Genomic DNA, 25,344 nt, shown 5'->3' with positions numbered 1-25,344 from the left:
TAGTTTTTATTTCACCACTTTTTTCTACGCGTACAAACCACCTGATTCTTAAACTTCAGTGAAACGGTGTCGTACATCGTCCAACCGGTCTTGCTGAATACATCCTTATAAACCAGCATCAGATTGTCGAACTTCGTCTCATAATCCTCCACCGAGCCCAGCAGAATCGTCTGCTTGCCGACCCGGGGCACCAACTCCACTTCATGACGCTCATTGACATAAATTTGTTCAATCTGAGCATTCCAAAAAGGATGCCCGTAAATATACCGGGCCATCGGCAACAGGTCGAGATAGGTCAGCGTACTGTCTACCTGCCCGGTCACCAGAGGCAACGGGGTGCGATACTGCGCCACGGCAACAATGCGATGCCCTTCGGTATCGACGTAATAGTTGCTGCCATTGGCCATCACCCGCATTACGGGAATGCGCTGGGTTACCTTCACACACACGGTGCCCCCTACCTCCTTGTAACACTCGACCGAACCTAACACGCCATTCAGCATGAGGGTTCGCTCCATATCTTCGGTATTGACCTCCCCCATCGGTTTTCCGCAGGGGTCCAAATCGTACTCTTCGATATATCTATATACATCGGCCGGTGAGATATAGTGATGCGTAGCACTGTCCAGGACCTCGACCTGCAAGTCGAGACACTTCTCCTCGGCCGCATGCGAGCGGAGGACAAAGAACGCGACAAACAGGTAGACCACAAGCACTACCATCAACAGAAATCTCAACAAGACCTTCATTTTGCCTCCACGATTGATGCTATCTCGGGAAGCAGACGATCTATATCGCCGGCTCCCATCGTCAATAAAATGTCAAAGTTACACTCTTTTATCCGTTCTAACAACTTTTCGCGCAAACAAAGTTCTTTATCTCTGCATGTTATCCGGTCGAAAATAAGTTGCGACGTGACTCCCGGTATAGGCAATTCGCGAGCCGGATAAATATCGAGCAGTATCACCTGGTCGGCCATCGACAGCGCCTCGGCAAACTGGGGCGCAAAATCGCGGGTGCGACTATACAGGTGGGGCTGGAAGATAACCGTGAGTTTACGCCCGGGATAGAGGGCCCGTACCGAACGGATACTGGCTTTCAGCTCGTCGGGGTGATGGGCATAATCGTCTATCATCACGCGGTCGTCGCGTTTCACCCAGAACTCGAACCGCCGCTTGGCTCCCTTGAACGAGGCCATGGCCCGCCGCATGTCGTCGTCGGCCACCCCGTTCAACCGGGCTATGGCCATGGCGGCCACGGCATTCTCGATGTTGATGTCGACGGGGACACCCAGCTCGACATCGGTCACCACACCGTCGGGGGCTACGAAGTCGAAGAGAATCGTACCGTTGCCCACCCGGATATTATCGGCGTGGAAATCGCCGCCGTCGCGGGCCGAATAGGTGTAGACCTTCACCCCCTCCTGCACACGGGGCACCAGCTTGATACCCTTCTTGATGACCAGACAGCCACCCGGCTGGATGAGCGAGGTGAAGTGTGCGAAGCTCTCGAGATAGGCCTCCTCGGTACCGTAGATGTCGAGGTGGTCGGGGTCGGTAGCCGTCACCACCGCCATATAGGGGTGCAACCAGTGGAACGAACGGTCGTACTCGTCGGCCTCGATTACCGTAAAGGGCGAGTGGTCCGACAGGATGAGGTTGCTGTTGTAGTTGCGCAGGATACCGCCCAGAAAGGCGTTGCACCCGATGGGCGACTCGTGAAAGATGTGGGCCGCCATGCTCGAGGTGGTCGTCTTGCCGTGCGTACCCGAGAAGCAAAGCCCCTTGCTCGACTGGGTGATGAGCCCCAGCAGCTCGGCCCGTTTCACCACCTTGAAGCCGTGCTCTCTGAAGTAGACCAGCCCGGCATGTGTGGCGGGAATGGCCGGGGTATAGACGACGAGCGTCGTTTTCGGGTCGCGGCAATAGTCGGGGATGAGGTCGACCGACTCGTCATAGACAATCTCGAGCCCCTCGCTCTGCAAGGCTTCGGTCAGGGGCGACGAGGTGCGGTCGTAACCGGCCACCCGGTATCCCTTTGCCAGGAAATAACGCACCAGCGCACTCATACCTATGCCGCCGGCACCTATGAAATAAAGCGAACTGTACTGTTTCATTTTTTATCGACTATGTCAAATATTATATCGGCAATACGCGCGGCCGAATCGCGCTGAGCCAGTTTCGAAATCTGCCGGCTCATCGACTCCAGACAATCCTCGTCGTTCACCACCGAGAGGGCGCAGGGCATCAACCGCTGACGGGCCTCGGCGTCGCGCACCAGAATGGCGGCTCCCTTCGACGAGAGGGCCTCGGCATTCTTGGTCTGGTGGTCTTCGGCTACATTGGGCGAAGGTACCAGAATGGCCGGCTTACCCAACAGGCAGAGCTCCGAGATAGAGCTGGCTCCGGCCCGCGAAATCACCAGGTCGGCAGCCTTGTAGGCCAAGTCCATGCGAGCTATAAAGGGCATCTGTTTGATGCAGGCCGGGTCGCCCGCCGCCTTCAATGCGGCGCGGGCCTTCTCGTCGAACCGCTTGCCGCACTGCCAGATAAACTGCACGCCGCTCTTCACGATTTCGGGGATAGACTCGACAACGGCCGTGTTGAGGGTGAGAGCCCCCAGACTGCCGCCGATGAGCAGAATGGTCTTCTTGTGCGGGTCGAGCCCGAAGAAGTCGAACGCCTCGTCGCGAGTGAGCCGGTCGTTGCACAAGTCCTGCCGCACGGGGTTCCCCGTAAGCACTATTTTACCGGCGGGGAAAAACCGCTCCATCCCCTCATAGGCCACACAGATGGTATGCGCCTTCGAAGCCAGCAGTTTGTTGGTGACACCCGCATAGGAGTTCTGCTCCTGAATGAGGGTGGGCACCCCCCGGCGGGCTGCCGCCCACAGCGTGGGACCGCTGGCATAACCGCCTACGCCCACGGCAATATCGGGGTTGAACCCGCGCACAATCTGGCGGGCCAGCCGCAGGCTCTTGCCCAACCGCCACAACACCTTGAAGTTGGCCAGCAGGTTGCTGCGGTTGAAGCCGCTCACGGGAAGCCCTTCGATGCGGTATCCGGCAGCCGGTACCTTCTCCATCTCCATCCGGTTCTCGGCCCCGACAAACAAGATGTCGGCCTCGGGGCAACGGGCCTTTATCGCATTAGCAATGGATATGGCGGGGAAGATGTGCCCCCCGGTACCACCGCCGCTTATCAATACTCTGATTGCTCGTTTCATCATAGCCTCCTTATGCTAAATTGGTGGGATTGGCGGCCTGCAAATCTTCGGGCAAACCGCTCTCCCGTTCCGACTTTATATTTGCTCCTGTATCTTTCACGGCATACCGGCTCACGCTGAGCATGACCCCGAAGGCAAAGCTCATCATCCATATCGAGGTTCCACCCTTACTGATGAGCGGCAGCGGCTGACCCGAAACCGGGAATACCCCTACCACGATAGCCATGTTGAAGAGAGCCTGCAACACAATCATCACCGCCATACCCATCACCAGCAGGGCCGGGAAGGCTTTGGTGCACCGCCGGGCAATGAGCCCCGCCCGCGCCAGAATCATGAGGTAGACCAGCAAGAGCCCTACCCCGCCGACCACAAAGCCCAGGTCTTCGATGATGATGGCATAGATGTAATCGGAGAAGGCCAACGGCAGCCGCGAGGCCTCCCGGCTGTTGCCGGGTCCTACGCCGGTAATGCCTCCGTGGGCCATCGCCATGGCGGCCCGGTGCTCCTGACGGTTGGCATCGGTCGTCTCTTTCTCATACTCGGGTGTCGAGTCGAAGAAGTCTTCCAACCGGCTCTTCCACGTAGAGCTTCGCTGGATAAGCACATCTTTCTTCTCACCATCCTGGACCGTCTGTTCCTGCTTGTTGAAGAGTTCACTCTCGGTCAGAATATCCTTGGCCTGCATCACGGCCAGTGCCAGGACGAGATAGACCAGAAAGATAATGCCCAACTTGTACCACTCCACACCGCCTATCAGCATCATGCACACGCTGATGCCGATAAACAGCAACGTGTTGGTGAGCCCCTGGGTAAACAGCAGACCGCTGAAGATGGTCACCAGCACCACGACCAGCACCACCCCCTTCGTGTTCACCCCTCGCTTGATTTGCGATTTGGCCAGCACGGTTGCCATGGCCAGCACGATGGTGACCTTGGCCACCTCCGAGCCTTGCAGCGAAATACCCATCACCGGGATGGTACGCTTGGCACCATTGAGCGTATCGCCCCAGAGAAGGATGCTCACCAGCAAGACGATGGTCGCCGGTATCATCAGGTAGGCCATCACCTTGAACCACTTGTAGTGCACCCTCGAGGTCACATAGGTTATCAGGAATCCCGAAAAGAGGAGCAACACATGCTTGATAATAGGGGTATAGACATCGCCTCCCGTAATCTCCCGGCTGATGGCACTATATACCTCGACCACCGAAACGATATACAGGATGATGATGATGCCCCAAATGTAGGGATCGCTCCTCCTCGGTTTCTCAACTGCCTCTTCTTTCATCATTTCGTTCTCGTTTTATAAAGCTCTTACACACGCCTTGAACTGGTCGCCCCGGTCCTCGTAGCTTTTGAACAGGTCGAAGCTGGCACAGCAGGGCGACAGCAACACGGTATCGCCCGGCGAAGCGAGGGCATACGATTTGTCTACGGCCTCTTTCATCGAGCGGGCCTCGGTGATATAGGGCACCTTCCCCTCGAAGAAGGCATGCAACTTGCTGTTGTCGACCCCGAGGAACACCAGCGCCTTCACCTTATCGCGCACCAACTGCTCGATTTCGGTATAGTCGTTACCCTTGTCCTTGCCGCCCAGAATGAGCACCACGGGGGTCTTCATACTTTCCAGTGCATACCAGCACGAGTTGACATTCGTAGCCTTCGAGTCGTTGATGAACTGCACACCCCGCACCGAAGCAACCCGTTCGAGCCGATGCTCTACCGACTCGAAGTCGCTCAATGCCTTGCGTATGGTCTCCTTCTTCACATTCAGCAGGCAGGCCGACAGGCCGGCAGCCATCGAGTTGTAGAGGTTGTGGCGGCCGTGCAGCGACAGTTCGTCGGCCTTCATCGTGAGTTTCTCCTCGGGGGTGTCGAACGTCAGCTCCCCGTGGTCGGTATAGGCCTGCGTGCCGGGCTCGTGCGTCTCGGCAAAGGGGTAGCGTTGCGACTGGAGGGTGAGGGTCGACAGCTTCTCGTTGATGACGGGGTCGTCGTTCCAGTAGATAAAGGCGTCGTCCTCGGTCTGGTTGCGTATGATGCGGAACTTGGCGTTCACATAGTTCTCCATCTTGTAGTCGTAGCGGTCGAGGTGGTCGGGCGTGATGTTGAGCAGCACGGCGATATTGGCCTTGAAGTCGTACATGTTGTCGAGCTGGAAACTGCTCAACTCGATGACGTAGTAGTCGTAGTCGCAGGTAGCCACCTGCAGGGCCAGACTCTTGCCCACGTTACCGGCCAGGCCTACCTTTAACCCGGCACTCTTCAGAATATGGTAGGTGAGCAGGGTCGTAGTCGTCTTGCCGTTGCTGCCGGTAATGCACACCATACGGGCATGCGTATAGCGACCGGCAAACTCGATTTCGGAGATAACGGGGATATTCCGCTCGCGCAGAGCCACAATCATGGGGGCATTCTCGGGAATGCCGGGACTCTTGACTACCTCGTCGGCATTCAGTATCAGCTCGGGGGTATGGTGACCCTCTTCCCACGCAATACTGTAGTGGTCGAGCTGCTGTTTATATGAGTCTTTGATCGACGACATATCCGAAACGAATACATCGAAACCCTTTACCTGAGCCAGCACGGCGGCTCCCGCACCGCTCTCACCAGCTCCCAACACTACAATTCTCTTTTTCTTTTCCATATCGAAACGACCTTTCTAACGCATTTTCAGCGTAATTATGGTAATAGCTGCCAGCATGAGACAGACAATCCAGAACCGAACAACGATTTTCGACTCGGGCACAGCTTGCAGCGGTTTTTGTATCAAGGCGTTGATACCCGCATTTCCCGGTTTCTGGAAATGGTGGTGCAACGGTGTCATCTTGAAGATACGGCGACCCTCGCCATACTTGCGCTTGGTTATCTTGAAGTAGGCGACCTGCATCATTACCGACAGGTCCTCGACAAAGAAGATAGCGCACAAGATGGGGATAAGCAGCTCTTTGTGTATGCACAAGGCAAAGACGGCAATGATACCGCCCAGCGTGAGGCTGCCCGTGTCGCCCATGAATACCTGGGCGGGATAAGCATTGTACCACAGGAAGCCGATAGTGGCCCCCATGAAAGCACTGGCAAACACCACCAGCTCTTCACTGCCCGGTATATACATTATATTTAAATAGGAGGCATAGGCTATGTGACCCGACAGGTAGGCCAGAATACCCAGCGTAAGCCCCATGATGGCCGAGGTGCCCGTAGCCAGACCGTCGAGACCGTCGGTCAGGTTGGCTCCGTTCGATACGGCAGTCACCACAAAAATGGTGAGCAGGATGAAGATAATCCAGCCGCCGGTCTGGGCATGCTCGCCCAGGAAGGGCACCAGGTCGGCATAATCGAGGTTATTGTTTTTGAAGAAGGGGATGGTCGTCTGGGTCGACTTGATATTCTCAGATTCGTACTTGACCACCTCGGTATCGGTACCGGGAGCCTGTACGGCCACATTTTCACGAATCACCACATCGGGACTCAGATAGAGCGTAAATCCCACGATGAGCCCCAGCCCCACCTGACCTACAATCTTGAACCGTCCGTGCAGCCCCTCCTTGTCTTTTTTGAATACCTTGATATAGTCGTCGAGGAAACCTATGGCTCCCAGCCATACGGTGGTGATGAGCATCAGTATCATGTAGATGTTGCCCAGCCGACCCAGCAACAGACAGGGTACCAGTATGGCAATAATGATGATGATACCTCCCATCGTGGGGGTACCCTTTTTGGCCATCTGACCTTCCAGCCCCAGGTCGCGCACAATCTCGCCGATTTGCCGCAACTGCAACCGGTTGATAATGCGCCTACCGATAATCGTGGCAATGAAGAGCGACAGGATAAAAGCGGCTACCGACCGGAACGAAATGTACGAAAACAGTCGTGCACCCGGAATATCGAATATCGATTCGAGATATTGAAACAGATAGTATAGCATAGTCTCTTTATTCGCAATTAGTCGTTAAGCCTGCTCTTCGGCAAACAGTTTTTCTACCTCTTCCTTATCGTCGAAGTGGTGTTTTACCCCCTCGATTTCCTGGTAATCCTCATGCCCCTTGCCAGCCACCAGTATCACATCGCCAGGATTGGCAAACTGTGTGGCGGTGCGAATGGCTTCGCGACGGTCCACCTGGGTCAAGGTCTTGCGGCGTTGCTCGGCATCGAGCCCGGCCAGCATGTCGTTGAGAATGTCGTTGGGATTCTCGAAGCGGGGATTGTCGGAAGTGAGAATCACCCGGTCGCTCAGGTTCACCGCTTCGCGGGCCATCATGGGTCGTTTGCCCTTGTCGCGGTTGCCGCCGGCACCCACCACGGTGATGATGTGTCCCCGGTTGCCCAGCACCTCACGGATAGAGGTAAGCACATTGTTCAGCGCATCGGGGGTGTGTGCATAGTCTACGATTACGGTATATCCGCGCGACGAGTGCAGGGTCTGGAACCGCCCGGCCACAGGCACCAGCAGGCTCATCTTGCGCAACACCTCGTCGGGGTTCTGCCCCAGCAGACAGGTAGCTCCGTAGACGGCCAGCAGGTTGTAGGCATTGAACTTGCCCACGAACATCACCTCTACCGTCTTGCCGTTGATTTCGAGGGTCATGCCGTCGATACGGCTCTCGATGATCCGGGCCTTGAAGTCGGCCATCGTCCGCAACGAGTAGGTATGCTTCTCGGCCCGCGTGTTCTGCAACATCACCAGGCCCGACTTGTCGTCGATATTGGTCAAGGCAAAAGAGCCCTCGGGCAGTCCGTCGAAGAATGACTTCTTGGCCTTCAGATAGGCCTCTACCGTCTTGTGATAGTCGATGTGGTCGCGTGTCAGGTTGGTAAAGATGGCCCCGTCGAAATCGAGCCCGGCAATGCGGTGCTGGGCTGCCGAGTGCGAACTCACCTCCATGAAGGCATACTGGCAACCGGCATCGACCATCTCGCGCAACAGACGGTGCAGATGCAACGGGTCGGGGGTGGTGTGGGTAGCGGGAACCTTCACCGTATCGATGTAGTTGCACACCGTCGAGAGGAGCCCCGCCTTGTAACCCAGCGAGCGGAACATCTCGTACAGCAGTGTGGCCGTGGTCGTCTTGCCGTTGGTACCGGTTACCCCCACCAGCGTAAGCTCGCGCGAGGGATTGCCATACCAGGCCGAGGCCAACATGCCGAAAGCTACCGCACTGTCATCGACTTTTATATACGACACCTCGCCATTCAGCTCGGTGGGAAACTCTTCACAAACAATCACCTTGGCCCCCTGTGCCATGGCCTGGGGGATAAAGGTATGACCATCGACCGACGCACCGCGCACAGCCACAAACAGGTAGCCGGGTTTTACCTGGCGGGAGTCCGACTCCACACCCGACACCTCGCTCACGGCCGCGCCCTTGCGCTCGACCACTGTAATTCCCGATAATAACTCTTCTACATTTTTCATATCATCGTATCCTTTCCTATTTCAATCTTAAAATCACCGTCGTGCCTGGCTGCAACACAGCGCCCTTGGGGATAGACTGTTCATATACCCGGCCGCGGCCCTGAATATTCACGTTCAATCCGGCATGCTCCAACAGATATAGAGCGTCGCGAGCTCCCATTCCTATCATGTCGGGCATGCTGTCGCAATCGGTTTCCATGTGGAAACAGTCGCTCACATCGCCTTGTACACCCAGTGTCTGCAACACCTCCCGAGCATCGGACAGATTGCCTTTCATCACGGCCGGAGCAAAGGTCAGAGTCGAGTCGGTAGGCAACACCCGAGGCATGTCGAGCCGTCCCATCGAGTAGAGGGTCTCGGCTATCTTCTTCAACACACCGCCGCAATAGTGACCGGCCGAAGGCATGCCCGGCAGATCGGGTTTACCCAACAGAACGATACACGAGTATTGCGGTTTCTCATAGGGGAAGAATCCGCAGAAGGTGATGCGGTAGCGGCTCTCGTACCCGCTGGCACCGAGCACCCGCACCGTACCTGTTTTGCCGGCAATGCCCACTTTGGTCGAACGGGCCCGCCGCCCGGTACCGTCGTTGTCGTTTACCACGGCATAGAGCATCTTGCGCAATTCGCGAGCCGTCTCGGGCTTGCAGGCCTGTTCCCGGATGTAGCGAATGTTGAAGACCGTATCGGTCTGCCCGTTGCGCAACAGTTCTTTCACCAAACGGGGTTTCACAAACTTGCCGTCGTTGGCAATGGCATTGTACAGAGCCAACGTATAGATGGGCGGAATCTGGGTGGTATAGCCGTATGACATGCGGGTGAGGTCGACCCGGTCGCCCACATCGTTTTTCAGGTGGCGTATGACGGGACGCGCCGCACCGGGGATACCCAGGTCGAAGGGCTCCATGAACCCCACCTCGTAGATACGTTGCACAAAACGGTCGGGGTCATGCTCGTATCCTTTCAGAATAATCTCGGACAGACCGATATTCGACGAATACTTCATCGCCTCGAGAGCCGTCATCGACGCCCGTCCGTGTGTATCGGTAATCGGGCGTACCTTGCGGCCCGGCGGATAGCGGAACACGCCATTATGGCCATTGATGATGTCGTTGGGGCGCACGACCCCGTCGTCGAGGGCAATCATCATCGACAGCGGCTTGATAACCGAGCCAGGCTCGTAGCCTTGCACGGCATTGTTTACCGTCTCCAGATACTCTCCGTTGGGCAGCCGTGCCAAATTCGACATGGCCTTGATATCGCCCGTCGCCACCTCCATGACCACCGCCACGGCAAACTCGGGTTGAGTCTCTTCGATTGCCCCCAGCAGGGCCTGCTCGGTAATATCCTGTATATCTATATCGATTGTCGTCTTCACATCGAGACCTCGTTGCGGGGGTACAGCCACCCAATCGACAATACCCGAAGGAATCTGTTTCTTGATGGTCTTTCCCGGCACACCGTACAGCAGGGAGTCAAACGCCTTCTCCAGGCCGCTGCTGCCGTGAAAGGTCTCGTTCAGCCGGCCGATGGCTCGCGAAGCCATATTCCCGTAGGGTTTCTCCCGCTTGATGATTCGGGCCGAATTGAGGTAGAAGCCCGAGAACTTGGTCGGATTCCTCAGGAAGGGAAACGTCTTCATCAACTTGTAGTCCTTTCCCGTCACCTCGCTCACCAGCACATAGCCGCGTTTGCCCTGCTTGAAGGCCTGCCTCATGCTCTGCTCATAGGCGGCAGCCGTCTTTTTGGGAAAATACTTGGCCAGCATCTGGCTCAAAGCCTGCACGCTGTCGTTGAACTCCTTGGCCTTGAACTTGGGCACCGTAAAGTCGATGATGGCCCCGTAGTAGGTCATCGTCGTAGCCAGCACCTCGCCGTTCTGGGCCAGAATATCGCCACGCTCGGGCATCACGTCGAGCGATACCGAGAGCATCTGAGCCGCCTTGGCATTCCATTTATCGGCATGAATAATGCACGTATCGGCCGCCTTTTTGACAATGGCGATACTAAAGAGCAATACCCCTACAATCACCAGGGTATAGCGCAGCAATATATGATTTCTATTCCTTGTCTCCATCGGTCTGTCTCAATTTTACAGGCGGGGTATTGGGTATCTCGAGCCCCAGCCGGTTTTCGTTCACGAGCGTCACGATGCGCGAATGCCGCACAGCCCCCATATACCGGGCTGCAGCACGCACCCGATCGGTCTTGGCATTGACCAGCTCGAATTGCAAATCGCGAATGGTCTGCAACTTGGTCTGGCACACATATCGATTGGCTATCGACAAGCAGAATAGAAAAACCACCGAAGCGATAAAGCCCCAGTGCGAGCGGAAAAAGTCCAGGGAGAAGATACGCCCCTGAATCACCAGCTTCAGATATTTGATAAATCCTATTCTTTCGTTTTTTGCTTTCTTTGCCATACCTCTATACCCTCTCTGCAATTCTCAGTTTAGCACTACGCGAACGGGGATTGCGTTCGATTTCGGCTTCGTCGGGGACAATCACCTTGTGGTTGACCGCCCGGAACGGAGCCTCGATGCGGCCGAAGAAATCCTGTTCGGCACGCCCCTCGACATTTCCCGTGCGTATGAAGTTCTTGACCATGCGGTCTTCGAGCGAGTGGTAGGTGAGTATCACCAGCCGTCCACCGGGAGCCAGCAGTTCGACCGACTGCTCGAGCAGCCGGCGCAGACTCTCCATCTCGCGGTTCACCTCGATGCGCAATGCCTGGAACAGTTGGGCCAGTTCTTTCTTCTCCTGCTTGCGGTTGACGCAGGGACGCACCACCTCGAGCAGCTGCTCGGTCGTAACGATGGGCGACGCGGCCCGGGCCGAAACGATGGCCGAAGCTATGCGGCGCGCACTCTTCAACTCGCCGTAGAGAAAGAAGAGGTCGGCCAATTGCTCCTCGCTATACGTGGCCACCACCTGGGCAGCCGTCTGTAATGCCCGTTGGTTCATGCGCATGTCGAGAGGCCCTTCGAAGCGGAACGAGAACCCCCGCTCCGAATCGTCGAAGTGGTGAAACGAAACCCCCAAATCGGCCAGGATACCGTCGACTTGCTCCACACCATAATAGCGCATGAAGTTTTTCAGATACCTGAAATTACTGTGAACAAATGTAAACCGGCAATCGTCCAAACTGTTGCGCCGGGCATCCTCGTCCTGGTCCAGCGAAAAGAGTCGTCCCGCTTCGCCTAAATGTCCTAAAATGGCCCGGGAATGTCCACCTCCGCCAAAGGTCACATCGACATAGGTGCCACCGGGTTTGATGGCCAGTCCGTCGATACACTCCTCGAGAAGTGCAGGTATATGATATACAGTCGATTGCAATTCCATTTACTACTTGTCCTCCAACTTCACATTTTTGCAGGGTAAAGATAGGCATTAATCCCTAATCCCGCAGTGCTCTTTTTCACTTTTTTCGCTATTTTTTTTCATCTAAAGTCCAAAAATTTCCGGGCATTAACTCGACGACTTCTATCATTCCGTAATAAAAGCCCTGTTCATATCTGTAAAAATAAAAAAATGGTGTATTTTTGTACACACTTTTTATGAATGTCATGAGTTCCGAACCTCTGAAAATCGATATTGAGAAGGTAGTCAGAGAGAAAACGCCCAAATATGCGAAACGGATTCCGGGTTTTCTCTTCCGTTATCTCAAGCGCACTATCCATCAGGACGAGATAAACTACGTACTCAGCACTTACAAGGAGAGCACCGGCGTGCAGTTTGCCGACGACCTGCTCGATTACATGAACGTGCACGCCCGCGTCTTCGGCATCGAGAATATTCCGGCCGAAGGGCGTTTCATTTTTGCCTCGAATCACCCGCTGGGAGCGCTCGACGGAGTTACGCTCATCCGATTCTTCGGACATTATTACAACGGGAAAATCAAATTTCTCGTCAACGACCTGTTGATGAATATCAAACCGTTGGCTCCCGTATTCCTGCCCATCAACAAGTACGGCTCCCAGGCCAAGGAGTCGAGCGTGCAGATAAACAAAGCCTACGATTCCGACGAACAGATGCTCATCTTCCCCGCCGGCTTGTGCTCGCGCCTGCAACACGGCAAGATATGCGACCTGGAGTGGAAAAAGACCTTCATCGCCAAAGCCATCCAATCGCAGCGCGATGTAATACCCATTTTTTTCGAAGGTCAGAATTCAGCCTTTTTTTATCGATTTGCTAAAATACGTAAATCTCTCGGCATAAAATTTAATATAGAATTGATATATTTGCCCGACGAAATGTTTAGCAGTAAAAACAAGACTTTCAACATCTACATCGGCAAACCTATCCCCTGGCAGACATTCGACAAGTCCAAGAGTCTTCAAGAGTGGGCCCAGGTTGTAAAACAACAAGTCTATCAGATTAAAAAACAACAACATGGAACCGATTATCGCGCCTGTTGACAAAGAACTCATCAAGTCGGAACTGACCCCCGACCGATTTATGCGGGATACCCGCAAGGGCGGAAACAAAATATACATTGTCGATTGTAACAACGCACCCAATACCATGCGCGAAATAGGAAGACTGCGCGAAATCGCCTTCCGTTTTCCCGGCGGCGGCACCGGGCTCGCCCTCGACATCGACCAGTTCGATACGATGGACCCGCCCTGCCAGCAGCTTATCGTATGGAACCCCGATGCCGAAGAGATCATAGGCGGCTACCGCTTCATCCTGGGCGAGAACATCCGTACCGATGAGCAGGGCCGGCCCCGCATCGCCACCTCGCACCTCTTCGACTTCTCCGACAAGTTCCTGCACGAATACCTGCCTCGCACCATCGAGCTGGGACGCTCGTTCGTTACGCTCGAATACCAGTCGTCGCGTGCCGGAGCCAAGGGCCTCTTTGCCCTCGACAACCTGTGGGACGGTCTGGGTGCCCTCACGGTCGACTATCCGCAAATCGAATATTTCTTCGGAAAGGTGACCATGTACCCCACCTACTCGCACGAGGGGCGCAACATGATTCTCTACTTCCTGAACAAGCACTTCCCCGACCCCGAGCATCTGGTGTGGCCGCGGTACCCGCTGCAAACCAATACCGACGAGGAGAAGATGAGCCGGCTCTTCATTCACGACGACTTCAAGGAAGATTACAAGATATTGAACCAGGAGGTACGCAAACTCGGGTACAACATTCCTCCGCTGGTCAACGCCTACATGGGACTCTCGCCCACAATGAAGATGTTTGGCACAGCCATCAACGACGAGTTCGGCAACGTAGAGGAGTCGGGTATCCTCATCGCTATCAAGGATATCATTGCGGAGAAACGAAGCCGATACATCGAAACTTACGACAAACTGCCTCCGATAAAAATTTCGTAGCGGAACGGTTCCGCCCTTTTTATCGGGTGAATAAATAGATATTCGCCATGAAACCGAGCGCTCTACTGCCCGCGGCACTTGTGCTTCTGTTCAGCCAGTGCGGCGGAAACGAATCGTATATCCTCACCGAAACCGACTACATGCCGGCTTTCGCCGGCGACTCCTGTCTCTACATCGACCGCGACGACGACCTGCGCTTTGCCGGCCCCTACACCGACGCCTCGCTCTTCTACGACGACATGGCGCTGGTGTGCAACCGGGCCGACGACAAGTGGGGGTACATCGACGACGCGGGCGAACTCATCTACCCGGCCGTCTACAAAGAGGCAACCATATTCCACGAGAACCGCGCCTGGGTGGTACGCCCCGACGAGGCCCCCTGTGCCATCGACACCAAGGGGCGCCTGCAACTCACCCTCACCCGGGCCTCCCGGGCGATGATCTTCTGCGAGGGGATGGCCGCCTTTGCCCAAAAGGGGAAACGGGGCGAGCGATGGGGATTTATCGACAAGAGCGGAAAGACGGTGGTCAAACCCGCCTATCGGCAGGTGAAGCCCTTTACCCAGGGACTGGCCGCAGTCCAGAACGAGGAGGGAATGTGGGGATACATCGACGCCCAGGGCGTAGAGACGATAGCCCCCCGGTACGAATCGGCCGAATCGTTCTCGACTCACCGACAGGCTGTCGTGCAGGTAAAGCCCGGCACCTTCCGGGTCATCGGCATACAAGGCGACTCCATCTGGCAAACCGAGTGTGAAAACCTGGTTTCAGACGGTACCCTCTTCCGCATCCAAAAGGCGGGGAAATGGGGCTGGTGCGACGCCAGCGGCAAAGAGGTTATCGCCCCCGCCTTCGACGACAGCCGCGCCTTCGGCTCGGCCGAACTGGCTCCGGTGAAGTTGCAAGGGAAATGGGGATACATCGACCGCCACGGCAAGTGGAAGATAAAGCGGCAGTTTGCCGAAGCCTTCCCCTTCTTCGATGGGTTGGCTCTGGTACAGGCCGGCACCGTATACGGGTTTGTCGACACCGACGGCCGCTACCGCATCAATCCGCAATACGACCGCATATCGGCCGATTACATGCAGCAGGCTCTGGGCGCCGGCAGTGCCTTCACCACCGTAGCCAGCGACCACGCCCGATACAAATAAGTCACAAAGAAATAAGCCCCCTTCCAGGGGAGCGAAGGAAATTAAAGCCCCTCGAGCGAGCGGACCGAGAGTTCGCCCAGCGAGTTCTTCTTGATTTCGGGGGTTCCCCGGTAATAGACCTCGCCGTTGCCCGTAGCCCAGGCTGTCAGTTTCTTCTGGGCATGACACCCGATTACACCGTTGCCCGTAATGCGGCAACTCACGTCGCGAGCCACCAGACCGTCGGCCTCGATTTGTCCCGTGCCGGTTACCGAGAGCTCGGCCTCCCGGCATTTACCGGCCAGCACCACCTTGCCGCTGCCGGTCAGCACCGATGCCTTCACAATACCGTAATCGATGTGACGCCCGGCAATCAAGCCATTGCCTATCACCTTGGCCTGGAAGGCTGCCCCCGAAACGGGCGATGTAATCTGCACCGAACCTATGCCGTTGTTCTCGACATACTCCAGCGCCGTAGAGTAGACGATAATCGAGCCCTGCATCTGCTCCTTGTCGCGCGGGCCCTTGTATTTGATGGTGAGCTGCCCCTTCTTCGAGACACACTCGATATTCTCTATATCGTCGGTAGCCGCCATGACCACAATCACCCCGGCCGAGTCGGCATTCTGCCGGTACGACACGTCGAAGTTGTTGTACACCTTCATCTTGTAGAAATCGTCGACCGCGAGTTGTTTCACCGAGGTCTCTACCGTCTGAGCCTGCATCCCCACAACCGAGAGGAGGCAAACGGCCCACATCCCTATCTTCTTCATACTCATTTCTCGTTTATAACTTGGTTGGGTAATATCTCATATTCTATCTTGTCGAGGATAGCCGTGAGCGCCTCTACGGTATCGGCCTGCAACATGGCGATACGGGTCTCCCTGAAGTTGGGGATTCCCTTGAACAGAGGCGTGGCGGCCAGATGCCGACGGATGTGCAGGATGCCCCGATGCTCGTCGAGCCGGGCCACACTCTCGAGCATCTGCCGGCGCAGGGCCGACATCTTCTCGTGAATCGTGAGCGGCGGCAGCTCCTCGCCGGTGAGCAGGTAGTGCTTCATCTCCTTGAAAATCCAGGGGCAACCGAAACTGGCCCGCCCCACCATCACGGCATCGACCCCGTAGCGGTCGAACTTCTCCTTGGCTATCTGCGGAGTGGTCACATCGCCATTCCCGATGATGGGAATGTGCATGCGGGGGTTGTTCTTCACCTCGCCGATGAGCGTCCAGTCGGCCTCGCCGGTATACATCTGACTGCGGGTGCGCCCGTGTATGGTGAGGGCGGCGATACCGCAGTCCTGCAACTGCTCGGCCAGCTCGACAATAATGCGCGACTCCTGGTCCCACCCCAGACGGGTCTTCACCGTGACGGGTATCTTCACGGCATCGACTACGGCCCGGGTAATCTTCAGCATCAGCGGTACATCCCGCAACATGCCGGCCCCGGCACCCTTGCCGGCTACCTTCTTCACCGGGCAGCCGAAGTTGATGTCGAGCACGTCGGGGTGAGCCTCCTCGCACATGCGGGCGGCCTCGACCATCGCATCGACAAAGCGGCCGTAAATCTGGATGGCCACCGGACGCTCCTCGTCGTGTATGTTCAGTTTGCGGGTAGTGCTGTTGATATTGCGCACCAGCGCATCGCTCGACACAAACTCCGTATAGACCATATCGGCCCCGAACTCCTTGCACATGAGGCGGAACGACTCGTCCGTCACATCTTCCATCGGGGCCAGAAACAGCGGATACCGGCCAAAATCGAGATTACCTATTTTCATGTCTGCATCTGATTGACAAGACGAATATACAAAAAACTATCTGCCTCGCCGCTATATAGTTATAAAAATTAACAATTATTCTATTCGTAAATTAACATAGACAACCTTTCTTCGGCCAGCAGCTCATTGGCCACGGCCATCAAGTCGTCGGCCGTAATCTGCTCGACCCGTCGGGCAACCTCCTCCAGCGAGTCGAACCGGCCGTAGCGCAGGAAACTCTTGCCCAGAGCCAGGGCCACATTCTCCGAGTTGTCGGTCGATACCTCGAGCTGCCCGATGAACTGCCGCTTGGCCGAGGCCAGCTTCGAAGCCGAAAGCCGCTGTTCGCGCAACCGCTTCAACTCGCGACGCACCAGGTCGATGCAACGGCGGGTATCGTGATGGTCGGTACCGAAATAGATAGTAAACAGGCCGGTATCGGTATACGAGGTCACCGACGACTCTACCGTATAGACATAGCCCCGCTTCTCGCGCAAGCTCACATTCAGCAGGCTGTTCATGCCGGGGCCGCCCAGCAGATTGTTCAACAGCAGCAGGGCGCGGCGGCGCGGGTCGTGCAGGTCGTAGGCCCGGGCCCCGATGATGACGTGCGACTGGTGCGTATCCCGGTTGATGGTGCGCGTGAAAGCCGGCACCGGGTGGGGCAACTGGCGATTCATCGGTGCCGTGGGACGGATGAGCCCGCCCAGATAGCGCTCGGCCAGAGCCTTCACCCGGGCAAAGGGGGTAGCCCCCATCGAAAAGAACACCATGTTGCCGGGGGTATAATGGTCGGTGAGGAACTGCCGGGCCACCGCCGACGTCATGCGGTTGAGCGACTCGGCCGAACCAAGAATGTTGCGACCCAGCGCACACCCCTCGAAGAGCAGCGACTCAAACTCGTCGTATATCAGCTCGGTAGGGGTATCGAGGTAGAGATCGATTTCATCGGCCACCACCTCTCGCTCCTTGTTCAACTCCCGCTCGGGGAACTGCGAGTTGGCCACCAGGTCGCCCAGCAGCTCCATGGCCCGGGGCAGATGCACGCCCGGGAAAATCGAGTAGACCACCGTCTCCTCCTTGGCCGTGTAGGCATTCAGCTCGCCCCCCACCACCTCCATGCGGTTGAGGATATGCGACGCACGCCGGTGGGTCGTACCCTTGAACAACGTATGCTCCACGAAATGGGCCAGCCCGTTGTAGGACTCCTCCTCGTCGCGGGTACCGGCATTGACCGTAAAGCCGCAATACGAAACGGCCGACTGCGTGGGCCGGTGTATGAGCCGCAGGCCGTTGGACAAGGTGCAAATCTGATATTCTTCCATAAATAAACCGTCCTCTGTTAGGAGCTGCAAAAATACGACATTCCCGCCCGTTCCACAAAAAACGGCGATATTATTCTGCCCCTATACAGGTGAACCCTCTTTCCGTATTCTTTTTTGAATAAGAAAGACAAGAAACTGTTCGTAGGAAGGGATTTATCATCGACCTTCAAAAGTGATGAAACGCATAACCGATTGACAGGAAGATACTCTGGCTCAACTCTCTCTTGGGCACATAGAACTTCTGCCCGTTGTCCAGCATAATATTCCTCCGCCCGGAATAATAGTCGAGATTCGAGACAAAATACCCGCCCCTGAATATAAAACGACCAATGGCAAAATTGATCGAGGCCCGGGCATTCCAGTAGAACCACTGGAGCCCCTTATTGGGAAATGTGCGGTAATCTACGGTCTGGCTGACGACTCCCGAAAACTGCTTGATTTCATAGGACAAAGAGTTTCGGAACGGACACGCCAGACTGAGCCCCGGCTCGGCCTGAACCCAAAGACGACAGTCGTTATCCGCACTCGCCCAGATAGCAGGAGATTTAATGACCAACGACGGCTTCAATATCAGCCATCCGATGTTTCGCTCATTGTCGGCAAGCTCGGCTTCATGCCCGTCAATCACAGTCTGACGGCTCGGTTGATTGTATTGGCTGGTCAATTCCAGTCCAAGTGACACGCCCAGATACTTATGGAAAAGCCAGCTGACGGAAGGCTCCAATTGCCAGGCCGGTTCATTATTCAGGTACAGCCCCCCGTACAAATCGGCCGTAAAAGCCGAAGCCTCGTCTTGCGCATACACCCCTGCAGGTCCACAGCACCATACGGAAACAAATAAAAGCGTCAAATACCGGCTCAATCTCATAACCATTATATCCAACTCGTTCTGGAATCATCTGTGGCAAATATATGCAAATCCTGGATTTTCCCCACACCTTATAGCGCAATTTATAATCTCGCCTCTTACTCTCGTTCATAGAACAAGAGGCCATATATCGAAAATTTCATTTTCTATTTGTCTCGATAGCCACCTTTCACTATCTTTGGATAAGATAGGATGCAGTTCGGCATAGTCAAATTTGAAAACATGGTTTTCATTTGCCTCTGCGCTCACCTTTCACTATCTTTGAAAAAACAAACGACACTATGCAAAGCATTACCGTATTTTGCTCGGCCTCCGATGCCATCGCCCCCGACTACAAGCACGAGGCCGAGGTGCTGGGCCAATGGATAGGGACCCACGGCTACCGGCTGGTCTACGGCGGGGCCAATGGCGGACTCATGGAGATTGTGGCCCGGTGCGCCCGCAACAACGGCAGCCCCGTGCTGGGCATCATCACCAGCCACATCGCCCACCTGGGACGGTCGAGCCAGCAACCTACCGAGCTCATCACCACCGACGACATGGGCGACCGCAAGCGGCGCCTCATCGAGCAGGGCGACATCATCGTGGCTCTGCCCGGCGGCATCGGCACCATCGACGAACTCTTCGATGCCATCACCACCAAGATGCTCGGTCACCACGACAAGCCCATCGTCATCTGCAACACACAGGGCATATTCGAACCCCTCGTGCAACAGCTCGACCTGCTGCGTCGGCAAGGCTTCCTGCGATACGACCGCCCCGACCTCTACCAGGTCGTGCCCGACGCCCGCGCCTGCTGCGAACTACTGGAGCAACAAAACCGTTAATAACCCAAACTGACAGCGATATGAAAAAAAGCAACCTCTACACCCTCACCGGCGACAAAGGGACCACCTCGCTGGTGGGCGGACTGCGCATCTCGAAAAACGACCCGCGGCTCGAAGCCTACGGCACCATCGACGAACTCAACGCCCACATCGGCCTGCTGCGCCAGATGGGCAACGACCCCGACGACGACGCCCTGCTCCTCTTCATACAGAACAAACTCTTTGTCGTAGGCTCCTACCTGGCCACCGACACCTCGTTCACCCAACTGCGCGATGCCAGCCGACTGCACCCCGCCGACATCGAGCGCATCGAAAACCGCATCGACACCCTCGATGCCACCGTGCCGCCGCTCCACGCCTTCCTGCTGCCCGGCGGGACAGCCGCCGCCGCTCAAGCCCACGTGTGCCGCACCGTATGCCGCCGGGCCGAACGCCGCATCTGCCAGGTTGCCCAAGAGGTTCTGGTCGACGAAAACATCCTGAAATTTGTCAATCGCCTCTCCGACTACTTCTTCGTTTTAGCGCGATTTAACAATTATGTCAAAAAACAAGACGAAATTTTCTGGGATAAAGATTGCTAATGAAAATAAATGAGCTATTTTTGCGAACATTTTATAGAAAGACATATCAACAAGTTAAAAATTTAACACTATGTACTGGACATTGGAATTAGCATCGAAACTCGAAGACGCACCTTGGCCTGCAACAAAAGAGGAGTTGATCGACTACGCTATGCGTTCCGGGGCACCTCTTGAAGTTATCGAAAACTTGCAGGAGATGGAAGACGAAGGGGAGACCTATGAATGTATCGAAGATATTTGGCCCGACTACCCCAGCAAAGAAGACTTCTTCTTCAACGAGGAAGAGTATTGATGCTCTTCGAATAGACTAAACAATTAAATACCAGCGCGATAAACAATGAAAATTTGTTTGTCGCGCTGGTGTTTTATGGCGTTATATGGTGCGTTTTGTTTGTCTAAATTGCGGCTTTTCTTCTTGAAAACAGGTTTTGTTTGTCTAAAATACATTACCTTTGTTTCTCCTCAGGAATATTAAATTGGGAGGAAAAGCATATGGGAAGACCGAAAAGACTATATCCATTGGGCAAATACCGCCTTCGCACGCCGAAAGTGGTTGACAAGGAAAAAGCCTATCCTGTCGAGTTGGAATACACTTGGAACAGGCAGGTAATCCGTAAGACAACGAATGTCTTTGTCAAGGTTGCGGACTGGAACCAGAACGGCAATCAGGGACGGGGTGAAATACGTGCAAGTCATGGTGCTGAATCCAAACGGCTTAACCAGCTATTGCTGGCACGTGTTGAACGTATAGATTCACAACTTGCCGAATATAACGAAAAACATCCTAATCAGATAACCGCTGATGTCGTATCCGGCTTTCTTGCGGACAAACCTCTTGCGCGTCGTGATCAAGGGAAGGACTTCGTAGAGTTTACATTGGAACGTCTTTCATCTGACTATGCAAGAAACAGAATCGGAAGGAGCCGGTATGAAAACGGAAAGAGCTGCATGAATATATTCCAGACATTCCTGAGGGCTACCCGACAGGGAACCTATCGTTCTGACAGCATTTATGTAGGCGATATGACTCCGGATCTGTTAGACAGTTATATATCGTGGCGCAGGGAAATCAAGCAGAATAGTGATGCCACTATCAACCACTCTCTGACTCCGATATTAAAAGCATGTGCATACGCTTGTGAAATGGGCATGATGGAACCTGCCGTCAATGCAAGGATTCAGGATATGCGCATTGTGACTAAGGTATCGCTTTCTGAAGAAGAAGCAGAGTTTGACGGCAAAAGTCTAAGTAAGGAACAGATGGCAGCATTGCTTGAATATTACAAGACCTGTACTGAACCGCGCAGAAAAGAATTTCTGGAAATGTTCTTCTTTGCGTTCCACGCCTGCGGTCTCCGTGTAGTGGATGTGATGACCCTGCAATGGAAACATATTGACTTCGCAAGGAAAGAGTTGCGGAAGATTATGATAAAGACAAACAAACGACATGTCATACCCCTTACTGAACCTGCATTACATATATTACAGCAATGGCGGGAAAAACGTGAGGGATGCCGGTATGTGTTCAACCTTGTAAAAGAGACTTTGGATCTGGATGATGCGGAGGCACTGTACAAAGCCCGCAACAATGCCACGAAATGCATCAATCAGTCGCTGGCAGTTGTCGGTGAGCAGATCGGCCTTCCGTTTAGTCTCTCGATGCACGCAGCCCGGCATTACCTTTTACCATATTCTCTGAAAATAAGCGGTTTATACGAATTGATTTATTAAGAAGGTAACGATTTAGAAACGAGCTAAGCTTTATATTTTACTATGTCTTGCGTCAATCCAAAGAACACTCTTATTAAATGCAAAGATAGTATTTATTCAATAAAATAATACATCTAATGATTTCATATCATAGATTTCTTTATTAAATTAACGTGGGTTGGTTATTAATTACTCCTACAATATTTTTATGTCTATAAAAAATGAAGATATTGCTGTGTGATGGTTCTATGATGAGAATAAAGCATCATAGAACGAAAAAACTAACTATTTCTGTCGTTTTGCTAAAATATGCTTCTTAAATAAAGAATGAATCCTACAAATGTTGCAAGTGCTGCAAAATATTAGTAATTTTGTAATTAATTGGGGTATTGTATGGCAAAGTCAATACTTCATCAAAAATAATACGAACATAGTTTCAATGAGAGCAGATATAAATCAGAGTAAACAGAAGTTGGCAGAAACTTTTTTCCAACGTTTGGTAGATTCTTATGGATATTTACCAGAACAGATGGAGTTTAATGTAACGGTTTCTCCAACATCAATTGCAGATATTGCAATATGGCGTAGTCCTGAAGATAAAAAATCAGGGCTCGCTCCAGATATTTATGTTCTTGTTGCATGTAAGGCTGAACACATAAAAATTAAAGCCGAAGATTATTTTGAACAATATAAGCAGGCAGTCCTTAATGACATGGCATTTTATGTTGCACATAATCTTAAGGAAACAAAAGTCTTTTATATTGATAGAAATGCCAGACCTCTGAAAATAGAACGTATTAGTGATTTTCCCTCAGCTCAGGATATTATTTCAGACGACAATTTAGCTCTATTTGTAAATAAAGTGAGAGGTTATTCAAAAGATAAGTTTTTGAAAACCTTAACTCGTTGTCACAATATCATACGTAATGTGGATAAACTTTCTCCAGAAGCTGCATTTGATGAAATAAGCAAAATTTTATTTATAAAGATGCTGTATGAACGTGATGCAAAAGAGGAACTCGTTTATAGCAAAGATAAATTCATAAAAGATGAGCTGTCATATAATGGGGAAATAGACTACATCCAATATTTATTTAACAAAGTTAAGGAAACATATTCAGCCGATGGTCTTTTTGACTCAGAAGATAGAATAAGAATTCGCAGAGAGAGTTTCTTACTTATTTTGGAAGAGTTAAGCAATGTCGAGTTGTATGATACCTCTGATGACATAAAGGGTATTGCATTTGAACTGTTTCTAGGAAAAACTTTCCGTGGGGAATTAGGACAATTTTTTACGCCAAGGACCATAGTTAATTATATGGTTGAAGTGTTGAATGTAAAAGAAGGAGACAAGGTATGCGACCCTTGTTGTGGAAGTGGAGGATTCTTGATTAGAGCTTTTGAACATGTTCAGAATGAGATTGATCAAGATATTCATAATCAGATTGCAACATTGATGGACAATTTGAATCTATCAGACTCTGAAAGACAAAGTAGAATCAATAATTTACTATGTGAATGTGATAAGACAATTGAAGGAAGTCGTTATCATAAACTATGTCATGACTATTTCTTTGGAGTAGATGCCAACGCCCGTATGGCCAGGACTTCTAAAATGAACATGATAATGCACGGTGATGGACATGTTGGAGTTTATCTTCACGATGGACTTCTTAATGTAGGAGGAGTTTATGACAACAACTTTGATATAATCCTTATAAATCCACCTTTCGGAGCCCATGTTGAAAAGGATATGCGTATTACTGACTCAGATATTCCTACAGATAGAGAAAAAACTTTATATGAGAATTTGTATGGTAGCGAATACATTAGTAATGTATATATCCCTATAAAAAATTATGCACAAGAAATTGGCAAGGATAAAAAAATAGGGAAACGCATATTAGATTTATATAAAATCAACAACAATAGTACCGAAATCTTATTCATTGAACGTTGTATAAACTTATTAAAGCCTGGTAAACGAGCAGGTATTGTATTACCAGAAGGAGTGCTGGATAATCCAGCATTGGAACGTGTTCGTAGATTTATAGAAACGCGAGCCAGAATACTCAATATTACCTCAATTCCTGCAGATGTATTCCTGTCATCTGGTGCAAACATAAAACCAAGTCTTGTTTTTATAGAAAAGCTCAAGGACGGCGAGATGCCAGAGAAAGATTATCTGCTATCAGTTACGAAAGTCAATGATGCCGGAATTTCTTCTACTGGTTTACCTTCACAAAATGAAGAATTGCCAATAGCAGCTAAAGAAGTTTCTTCTTGGTTAAGTGGAAAAGTTATGTCAAATATGACTTATACAAAAATAGTTAATCGTTCGGATTTATCTAATTGGAGTGTTAAGTCTGTTTTCGACGTAACAAATATTAATTATAATCCTATATATAAGAAAGTAAAGATTGGAAGTGTCGTATCATTGAGCAAAGATGTTATATATGTTGAACCTAATATTGAATACACTCGTTTGACAGTAAAACTATTCAACAAAGGTATTCAGGAACGCGATATAGTTATAGGCTCTCAAATTGGAACAAAACGTCAAACTCGCGTAAAAGAAGGACAGTTTATCATCTCAAAAATTGATGGAAAAAGCGCAGCTTTTGGTATTGTGAACTCATCACTTGAAGGAGCTATTGTTACTCCTGATTTTATGGTTTATAATATTGACACAACTAAAATAGTTCCAGAATATTTAGAATTGGTATTAACCAATGAAGCCATATTGAATCAGTTCTCTAACTCAAGTAGTGGAACAACTGGAAGAAGAAGATTATCTCAAAAGGTTTTTGAGAACACACTTATAGCTTTGCCATCAATTGACGAGCAGCGCAAACTTATTGCAAAGATTTTAGAAATTAGGAAAATGCAGGCATCTTTAGAAGAACAGATGCGAGAAAATATTGAGTACTTCAACAATAAGATTTTCTCTTAATATGAAGCTATTAACACTAAAAATCACTTCAGAATTTAGAAATCTTAAAGATTTAAATTTAAGTTTCGATCCCGCCAATGATACATATGTAATTATTGGGAAAAAAATTCAATCTTCCAAAATTATATCACCCAATAGAATGATAATCAATATATTATAAATTTATTTGATTTTATTGAGAAACAAAACAGGAACAAAATTGTGCTTTTA

The 25,344-nt window shown here is 52.1% G+C and carries 21 protein-coding genes and 1 pseudogene; 8 read left to right on the top strand and 14 right to left on the bottom strand.

The window, feature by feature from the left end:
• Positions 1-11: 11 nt before the first annotated feature.
• Genes B5F38_RS11485 through rsmH form a run of 10 tightly spaced genes read right to left on the bottom strand, consistent with a single transcriptional unit; the run spans position 12 to position 11,983 of the window.
• Entirely contained in the window at positions 12-737 is a 726-nt protein-coding gene (locus tag B5F38_RS11485; RefSeq protein WP_158096878.1) for a cell division protein FtsQ/DivIB, read from the bottom strand.
• An 8-nt stretch (positions 738-745) separates the two neighbouring features.
• Entirely contained in the window at positions 746-2,116 is a 1,371-nt protein-coding gene (gene murC, locus B5F38_RS11480) for a UDP-N-acetylmuramate--L-alanine ligase (protein ID WP_087409365.1), read from the bottom strand.
• Positions 2,113-3,225, bottom strand: a complete 1,113-nt coding sequence (gene murG / locus B5F38_RS11475; RefSeq protein ID WP_087409411.1) for an undecaprenyldiphospho-muramoylpentapeptide beta-N-acetylglucosaminyltransferase — start codon at positions 3,223-3,225, stop codon at positions 2,113-2,115. The genes murC and murG overlap by 4 nt, the downstream gene beginning before the upstream one ends.
• Positions 3,226-3,235: 10 nt before the next feature.
• Positions 3,236-4,516 carry an FtsW/RodA/SpoVE family cell cycle protein gene (locus B5F38_RS11470; RefSeq protein ID WP_087409364.1) on the bottom strand — a complete coding sequence of 427 codons (1,281 nt, stop codon included), beginning with the start codon at positions 4,514-4,516 and terminating at the stop codon, positions 3,236-3,238.
• 12 nt (positions 4,517-4,528) lie between these two features.
• Positions 4,529-5,872 carry a UDP-N-acetylmuramoyl-L-alanine--D-glutamate ligase gene (murD, locus tag B5F38_RS11465; RefSeq protein ID WP_087409363.1) on the bottom strand — a complete coding sequence of 448 codons (1,344 nt, stop codon included), beginning with the start codon at positions 5,870-5,872 and terminating at the stop codon, positions 4,529-4,531.
• Positions 5,873-5,887: 15 nt separating this feature from the next.
• Entirely contained in the window at positions 5,888-7,153 is a 1,266-nt protein-coding gene (mraY, locus tag B5F38_RS11460) for a phospho-N-acetylmuramoyl-pentapeptide-transferase (protein ID WP_087409362.1), read from the bottom strand.
• Between the two features lie 24 nt (positions 7,154-7,177).
• On the bottom strand, positions 7,178-8,641 hold the full coding sequence (locus B5F38_RS11455; protein WP_087409361.1) for a UDP-N-acetylmuramoyl-L-alanyl-D-glutamate--2,6-diaminopimelate ligase: 1,464 nt from the start codon (positions 8,639-8,641) through the stop codon (positions 7,178-7,180).
• Between the two features lie 16 nt (positions 8,642-8,657).
• Positions 8,658-10,718, bottom strand: coding sequence for a penicillin-binding protein (locus tag B5F38_RS11450; protein WP_087409360.1), 2,061 nt, complete (start codon positions 10,716-10,718; stop codon positions 8,658-8,660).
• Positions 10,702-11,064 (bottom strand): FtsL-like putative cell division protein, encoded by a 363-nt coding sequence (locus B5F38_RS11445; RefSeq protein WP_087409359.1) that lies wholly within the window; start codon positions 11,062-11,064, stop codon positions 10,702-10,704. Before B5F38_RS11445 ends, B5F38_RS11450 begins: the two co-directional genes overlap by 17 nt.
• Positions 11,065-11,068: 4 nt before the next feature.
• Positions 11,069-11,983 carry a 16S rRNA (cytosine(1402)-N(4))-methyltransferase RsmH gene (gene rsmH, locus B5F38_RS11440; protein ID WP_087409358.1) on the bottom strand — a complete coding sequence of 305 codons (915 nt, stop codon included), beginning with the start codon at positions 11,981-11,983 and terminating at the stop codon, positions 11,069-11,071.
• Positions 11,984-12,207: 224 nt separating this feature from the next.
• Here rsmH and B5F38_RS11435 point away from each other — a divergent pair, with 224 nt between their 5' ends.
• Genes B5F38_RS11435 through B5F38_RS11425 form a run of 3 tightly spaced genes read left to right on the top strand, consistent with a single transcriptional unit; the run spans position 12,208 to position 15,132 of the window.
• On the top strand, positions 12,208-13,059 hold the full coding sequence (locus B5F38_RS11435) for a 1-acyl-sn-glycerol-3-phosphate acyltransferase (RefSeq protein ID WP_087409410.1): 852 nt from the start codon (positions 12,208-12,210) through the stop codon (positions 13,057-13,059).
• Positions 13,034-13,981, top strand: coding sequence for a GNAT family N-acetyltransferase (locus tag B5F38_RS11430; RefSeq protein ID WP_087409357.1), 948 nt, complete (start codon positions 13,034-13,036; stop codon positions 13,979-13,981). The genes B5F38_RS11435 and B5F38_RS11430 overlap by 26 nt, the downstream gene beginning before the upstream one ends.
• Before the next feature lie 47 nt (positions 13,982-14,028).
• On the top strand, positions 14,029-15,132 hold the full coding sequence (locus B5F38_RS11425; RefSeq protein WP_087409356.1) for a WG repeat-containing protein: 1,104 nt from the start codon (positions 14,029-14,031) through the stop codon (positions 15,130-15,132).
• A gap of 41 nt (positions 15,133-15,173) precedes the next feature.
• Here B5F38_RS11425 and B5F38_RS11420 read toward each other — a convergent pair whose 3' ends face one another.
• The 4 genes from B5F38_RS11420 to B5F38_RS11405 form a co-directional block, all read right to left on the bottom strand.
• Positions 15,174-15,884 carry a DUF2807 domain-containing protein gene (locus B5F38_RS11420; RefSeq protein ID WP_158096877.1) on the bottom strand — a complete coding sequence of 237 codons (711 nt, stop codon included), beginning with the start codon at positions 15,882-15,884 and terminating at the stop codon, positions 15,174-15,176.
• 2 nt (positions 15,885-15,886) lie between these two features.
• Entirely contained in the window at positions 15,887-16,891 is a 1,005-nt protein-coding gene (dusB, locus tag B5F38_RS11415; RefSeq protein WP_087409354.1) for a tRNA dihydrouridine synthase DusB, read from the bottom strand.
• 80 nt (positions 16,892-16,971) lie between these two features.
• Positions 16,972-18,195 (bottom strand): pitrilysin family protein, encoded by a 1,224-nt coding sequence (locus B5F38_RS11410; protein WP_087409353.1) that lies wholly within the window; start codon positions 18,193-18,195, stop codon positions 16,972-16,974.
• 166 nt (positions 18,196-18,361) lie between these two features.
• Positions 18,362-19,069, bottom strand: a complete 708-nt coding sequence (locus B5F38_RS11405) for a hypothetical protein (protein WP_158096876.1) — start codon at positions 19,067-19,069, stop codon at positions 18,362-18,364.
• A gap of 275 nt (positions 19,070-19,344) precedes the next feature.
• On the opposite strand from B5F38_RS11405, the gene B5F38_RS11400 reads away from it, so the two are divergent.
• From B5F38_RS11400 to B5F38_RS11380, 5 genes and pseudogenes are all read left to right on the top strand, one after another.
• Complete coding sequence (locus B5F38_RS11400; protein WP_087409351.1) at positions 19,345-19,890, top strand: TIGR00730 family Rossman fold protein; 546 nt, start codon at positions 19,345-19,347, stop codon at positions 19,888-19,890.
• Between the two features lie 20 nt (positions 19,891-19,910).
• Entirely contained in the window at positions 19,911-20,471 is a 561-nt protein-coding gene (locus B5F38_RS11395; RefSeq protein WP_087409350.1) for a cob(I)yrinic acid a,c-diamide adenosyltransferase, read from the top strand.
• A 70-nt stretch (positions 20,472-20,541) separates the two neighbouring features.
• Entirely contained in the window at positions 20,542-20,763 is a 222-nt protein-coding gene (locus B5F38_RS11390; protein ID WP_008863178.1) for a DUF2795 domain-containing protein, read from the top strand.
• 200 nt (positions 20,764-20,963) lie between these two features.
• Positions 20,964-22,148: pseudogene (locus tag B5F38_RS11385) on the top strand (tyrosine-type recombinase/integrase); the annotation flags it as partial.
• A gap of 373 nt (positions 22,149-22,521) precedes the next feature.
• Positions 22,522-25,134, top strand: coding sequence for an N-6 DNA methylase (locus B5F38_RS11380; protein WP_241147859.1), 2,613 nt, complete (start codon positions 22,522-22,524; stop codon positions 25,132-25,134).
• The last annotated feature ends 210 nt before the right edge of the window (positions 25,135-25,344 follow it).

This window comes from Barnesiella sp. An22, assembly GCF_002159975.1.
Classification (GTDB): Bacteria; Bacteroidota; Bacteroidia; order Bacteroidales; family Barnesiellaceae; genus Barnesiella; species Barnesiella merdigallinarum.
This window is presented reverse-complemented; position numbering and strand designations above follow the sequence as displayed.

Excerpts from the sequence above, each read along its gene's own strand:
- B5F38_RS11390 (WP_008863178.1), top strand. The coding sequence starts at position 20,542 with ATGTACTGGACATTGGAATTAGCATCGAAACTCGAAGACGCACCTTGG.
- B5F38_RS11455 (WP_087409361.1), bottom strand. The coding sequence starts at position 8,641 with ATGAAAAATGTAGAAGAGTTATTATCGGGAATTACAGTGGTCGAGCGC.
- B5F38_RS11425 (WP_087409356.1), top strand. The coding sequence starts at position 14,029 with ATGAAACCGAGCGCTCTACTGCCCGCGGCACTTGTGCTTCTGTTCAGC.
- B5F38_RS11435 (WP_087409410.1), top strand. The coding sequence starts at position 12,208 with ATGAGTTCCGAACCTCTGAAAATCGATATTGAGAAGGTAGTCAGAGAG.
- mraY (WP_087409362.1), bottom strand. The coding sequence starts at position 7,153 with ATGCTATACTATCTGTTTCAATATCTCGAATCGATATTCGATATTCCG.
- B5F38_RS11420 (WP_158096877.1), bottom strand. The coding sequence starts at position 15,884 with ATGAAGAAGATAGGGATGTGGGCCGTTTGCCTCCTCTCGGTTGTGGGG.
- rsmH (WP_087409358.1), bottom strand. The coding sequence starts at position 11,983 with ATGGAATTGCAATCGACTGTATATCATATACCTGCACTTCTCGAGGAG.
- B5F38_RS11380 (WP_241147859.1), top strand. The coding sequence starts at position 22,522 with ATGTTGCAAGTGCTGCAAAATATTAGTAATTTTGTAATTAATTGGGGT.
- murC (WP_087409365.1), bottom strand. The coding sequence starts at position 2,116 with ATGAAACAGTACAGTTCGCTTTATTTCATAGGTGCCGGCGGCATAGGT.
- B5F38_RS11405 (WP_158096876.1), bottom strand. The coding sequence starts at position 19,069 with ATGGTTATGAGATTGAGCCGGTATTTGACGCTTTTATTTGTTTCCGTA.
- B5F38_RS11395 (WP_087409350.1), top strand. The coding sequence starts at position 19,911 with ATGAAAAAAAGCAACCTCTACACCCTCACCGGCGACAAAGGGACCACC.
- B5F38_RS11445 (WP_087409359.1), bottom strand. The coding sequence starts at position 11,064 with ATGGCAAAGAAAGCAAAAAACGAAAGAATAGGATTTATCAAATATCTG.
- murD (WP_087409363.1), bottom strand. The coding sequence starts at position 5,872 with ATGGAAAAGAAAAAGAGAATTGTAGTGTTGGGAGCTGGTGAGAGCGGT.
- B5F38_RS11410 (WP_087409353.1), bottom strand. The coding sequence starts at position 18,195 with ATGGAAGAATATCAGATTTGCACCTTGTCCAACGGCCTGCGGCTCATA.
- B5F38_RS11400 (WP_087409351.1), top strand. The coding sequence starts at position 19,345 with ATGCAAAGCATTACCGTATTTTGCTCGGCCTCCGATGCCATCGCCCCC.
- B5F38_RS11450 (WP_087409360.1), bottom strand. The coding sequence starts at position 10,718 with ATGGAGACAAGGAATAGAAATCATATATTGCTGCGCTATACCCTGGTG.
- B5F38_RS11470 (WP_087409364.1), bottom strand. The coding sequence starts at position 4,516 with ATGATGAAAGAAGAGGCAGTTGAGAAACCGAGGAGGAGCGATCCCTAC.
- B5F38_RS11430 (WP_087409357.1), top strand. The coding sequence starts at position 13,034 with ATGGAACCGATTATCGCGCCTGTTGACAAAGAACTCATCAAGTCGGAA.
- murG (WP_087409411.1), bottom strand. The coding sequence starts at position 3,225 with ATGAAACGAGCAATCAGAGTATTGATAAGCGGCGGTGGTACCGGGGGG.
- dusB (WP_087409354.1), bottom strand. The coding sequence starts at position 16,891 with ATGAAAATAGGTAATCTCGATTTTGGCCGGTATCCGCTGTTTCTGGCC.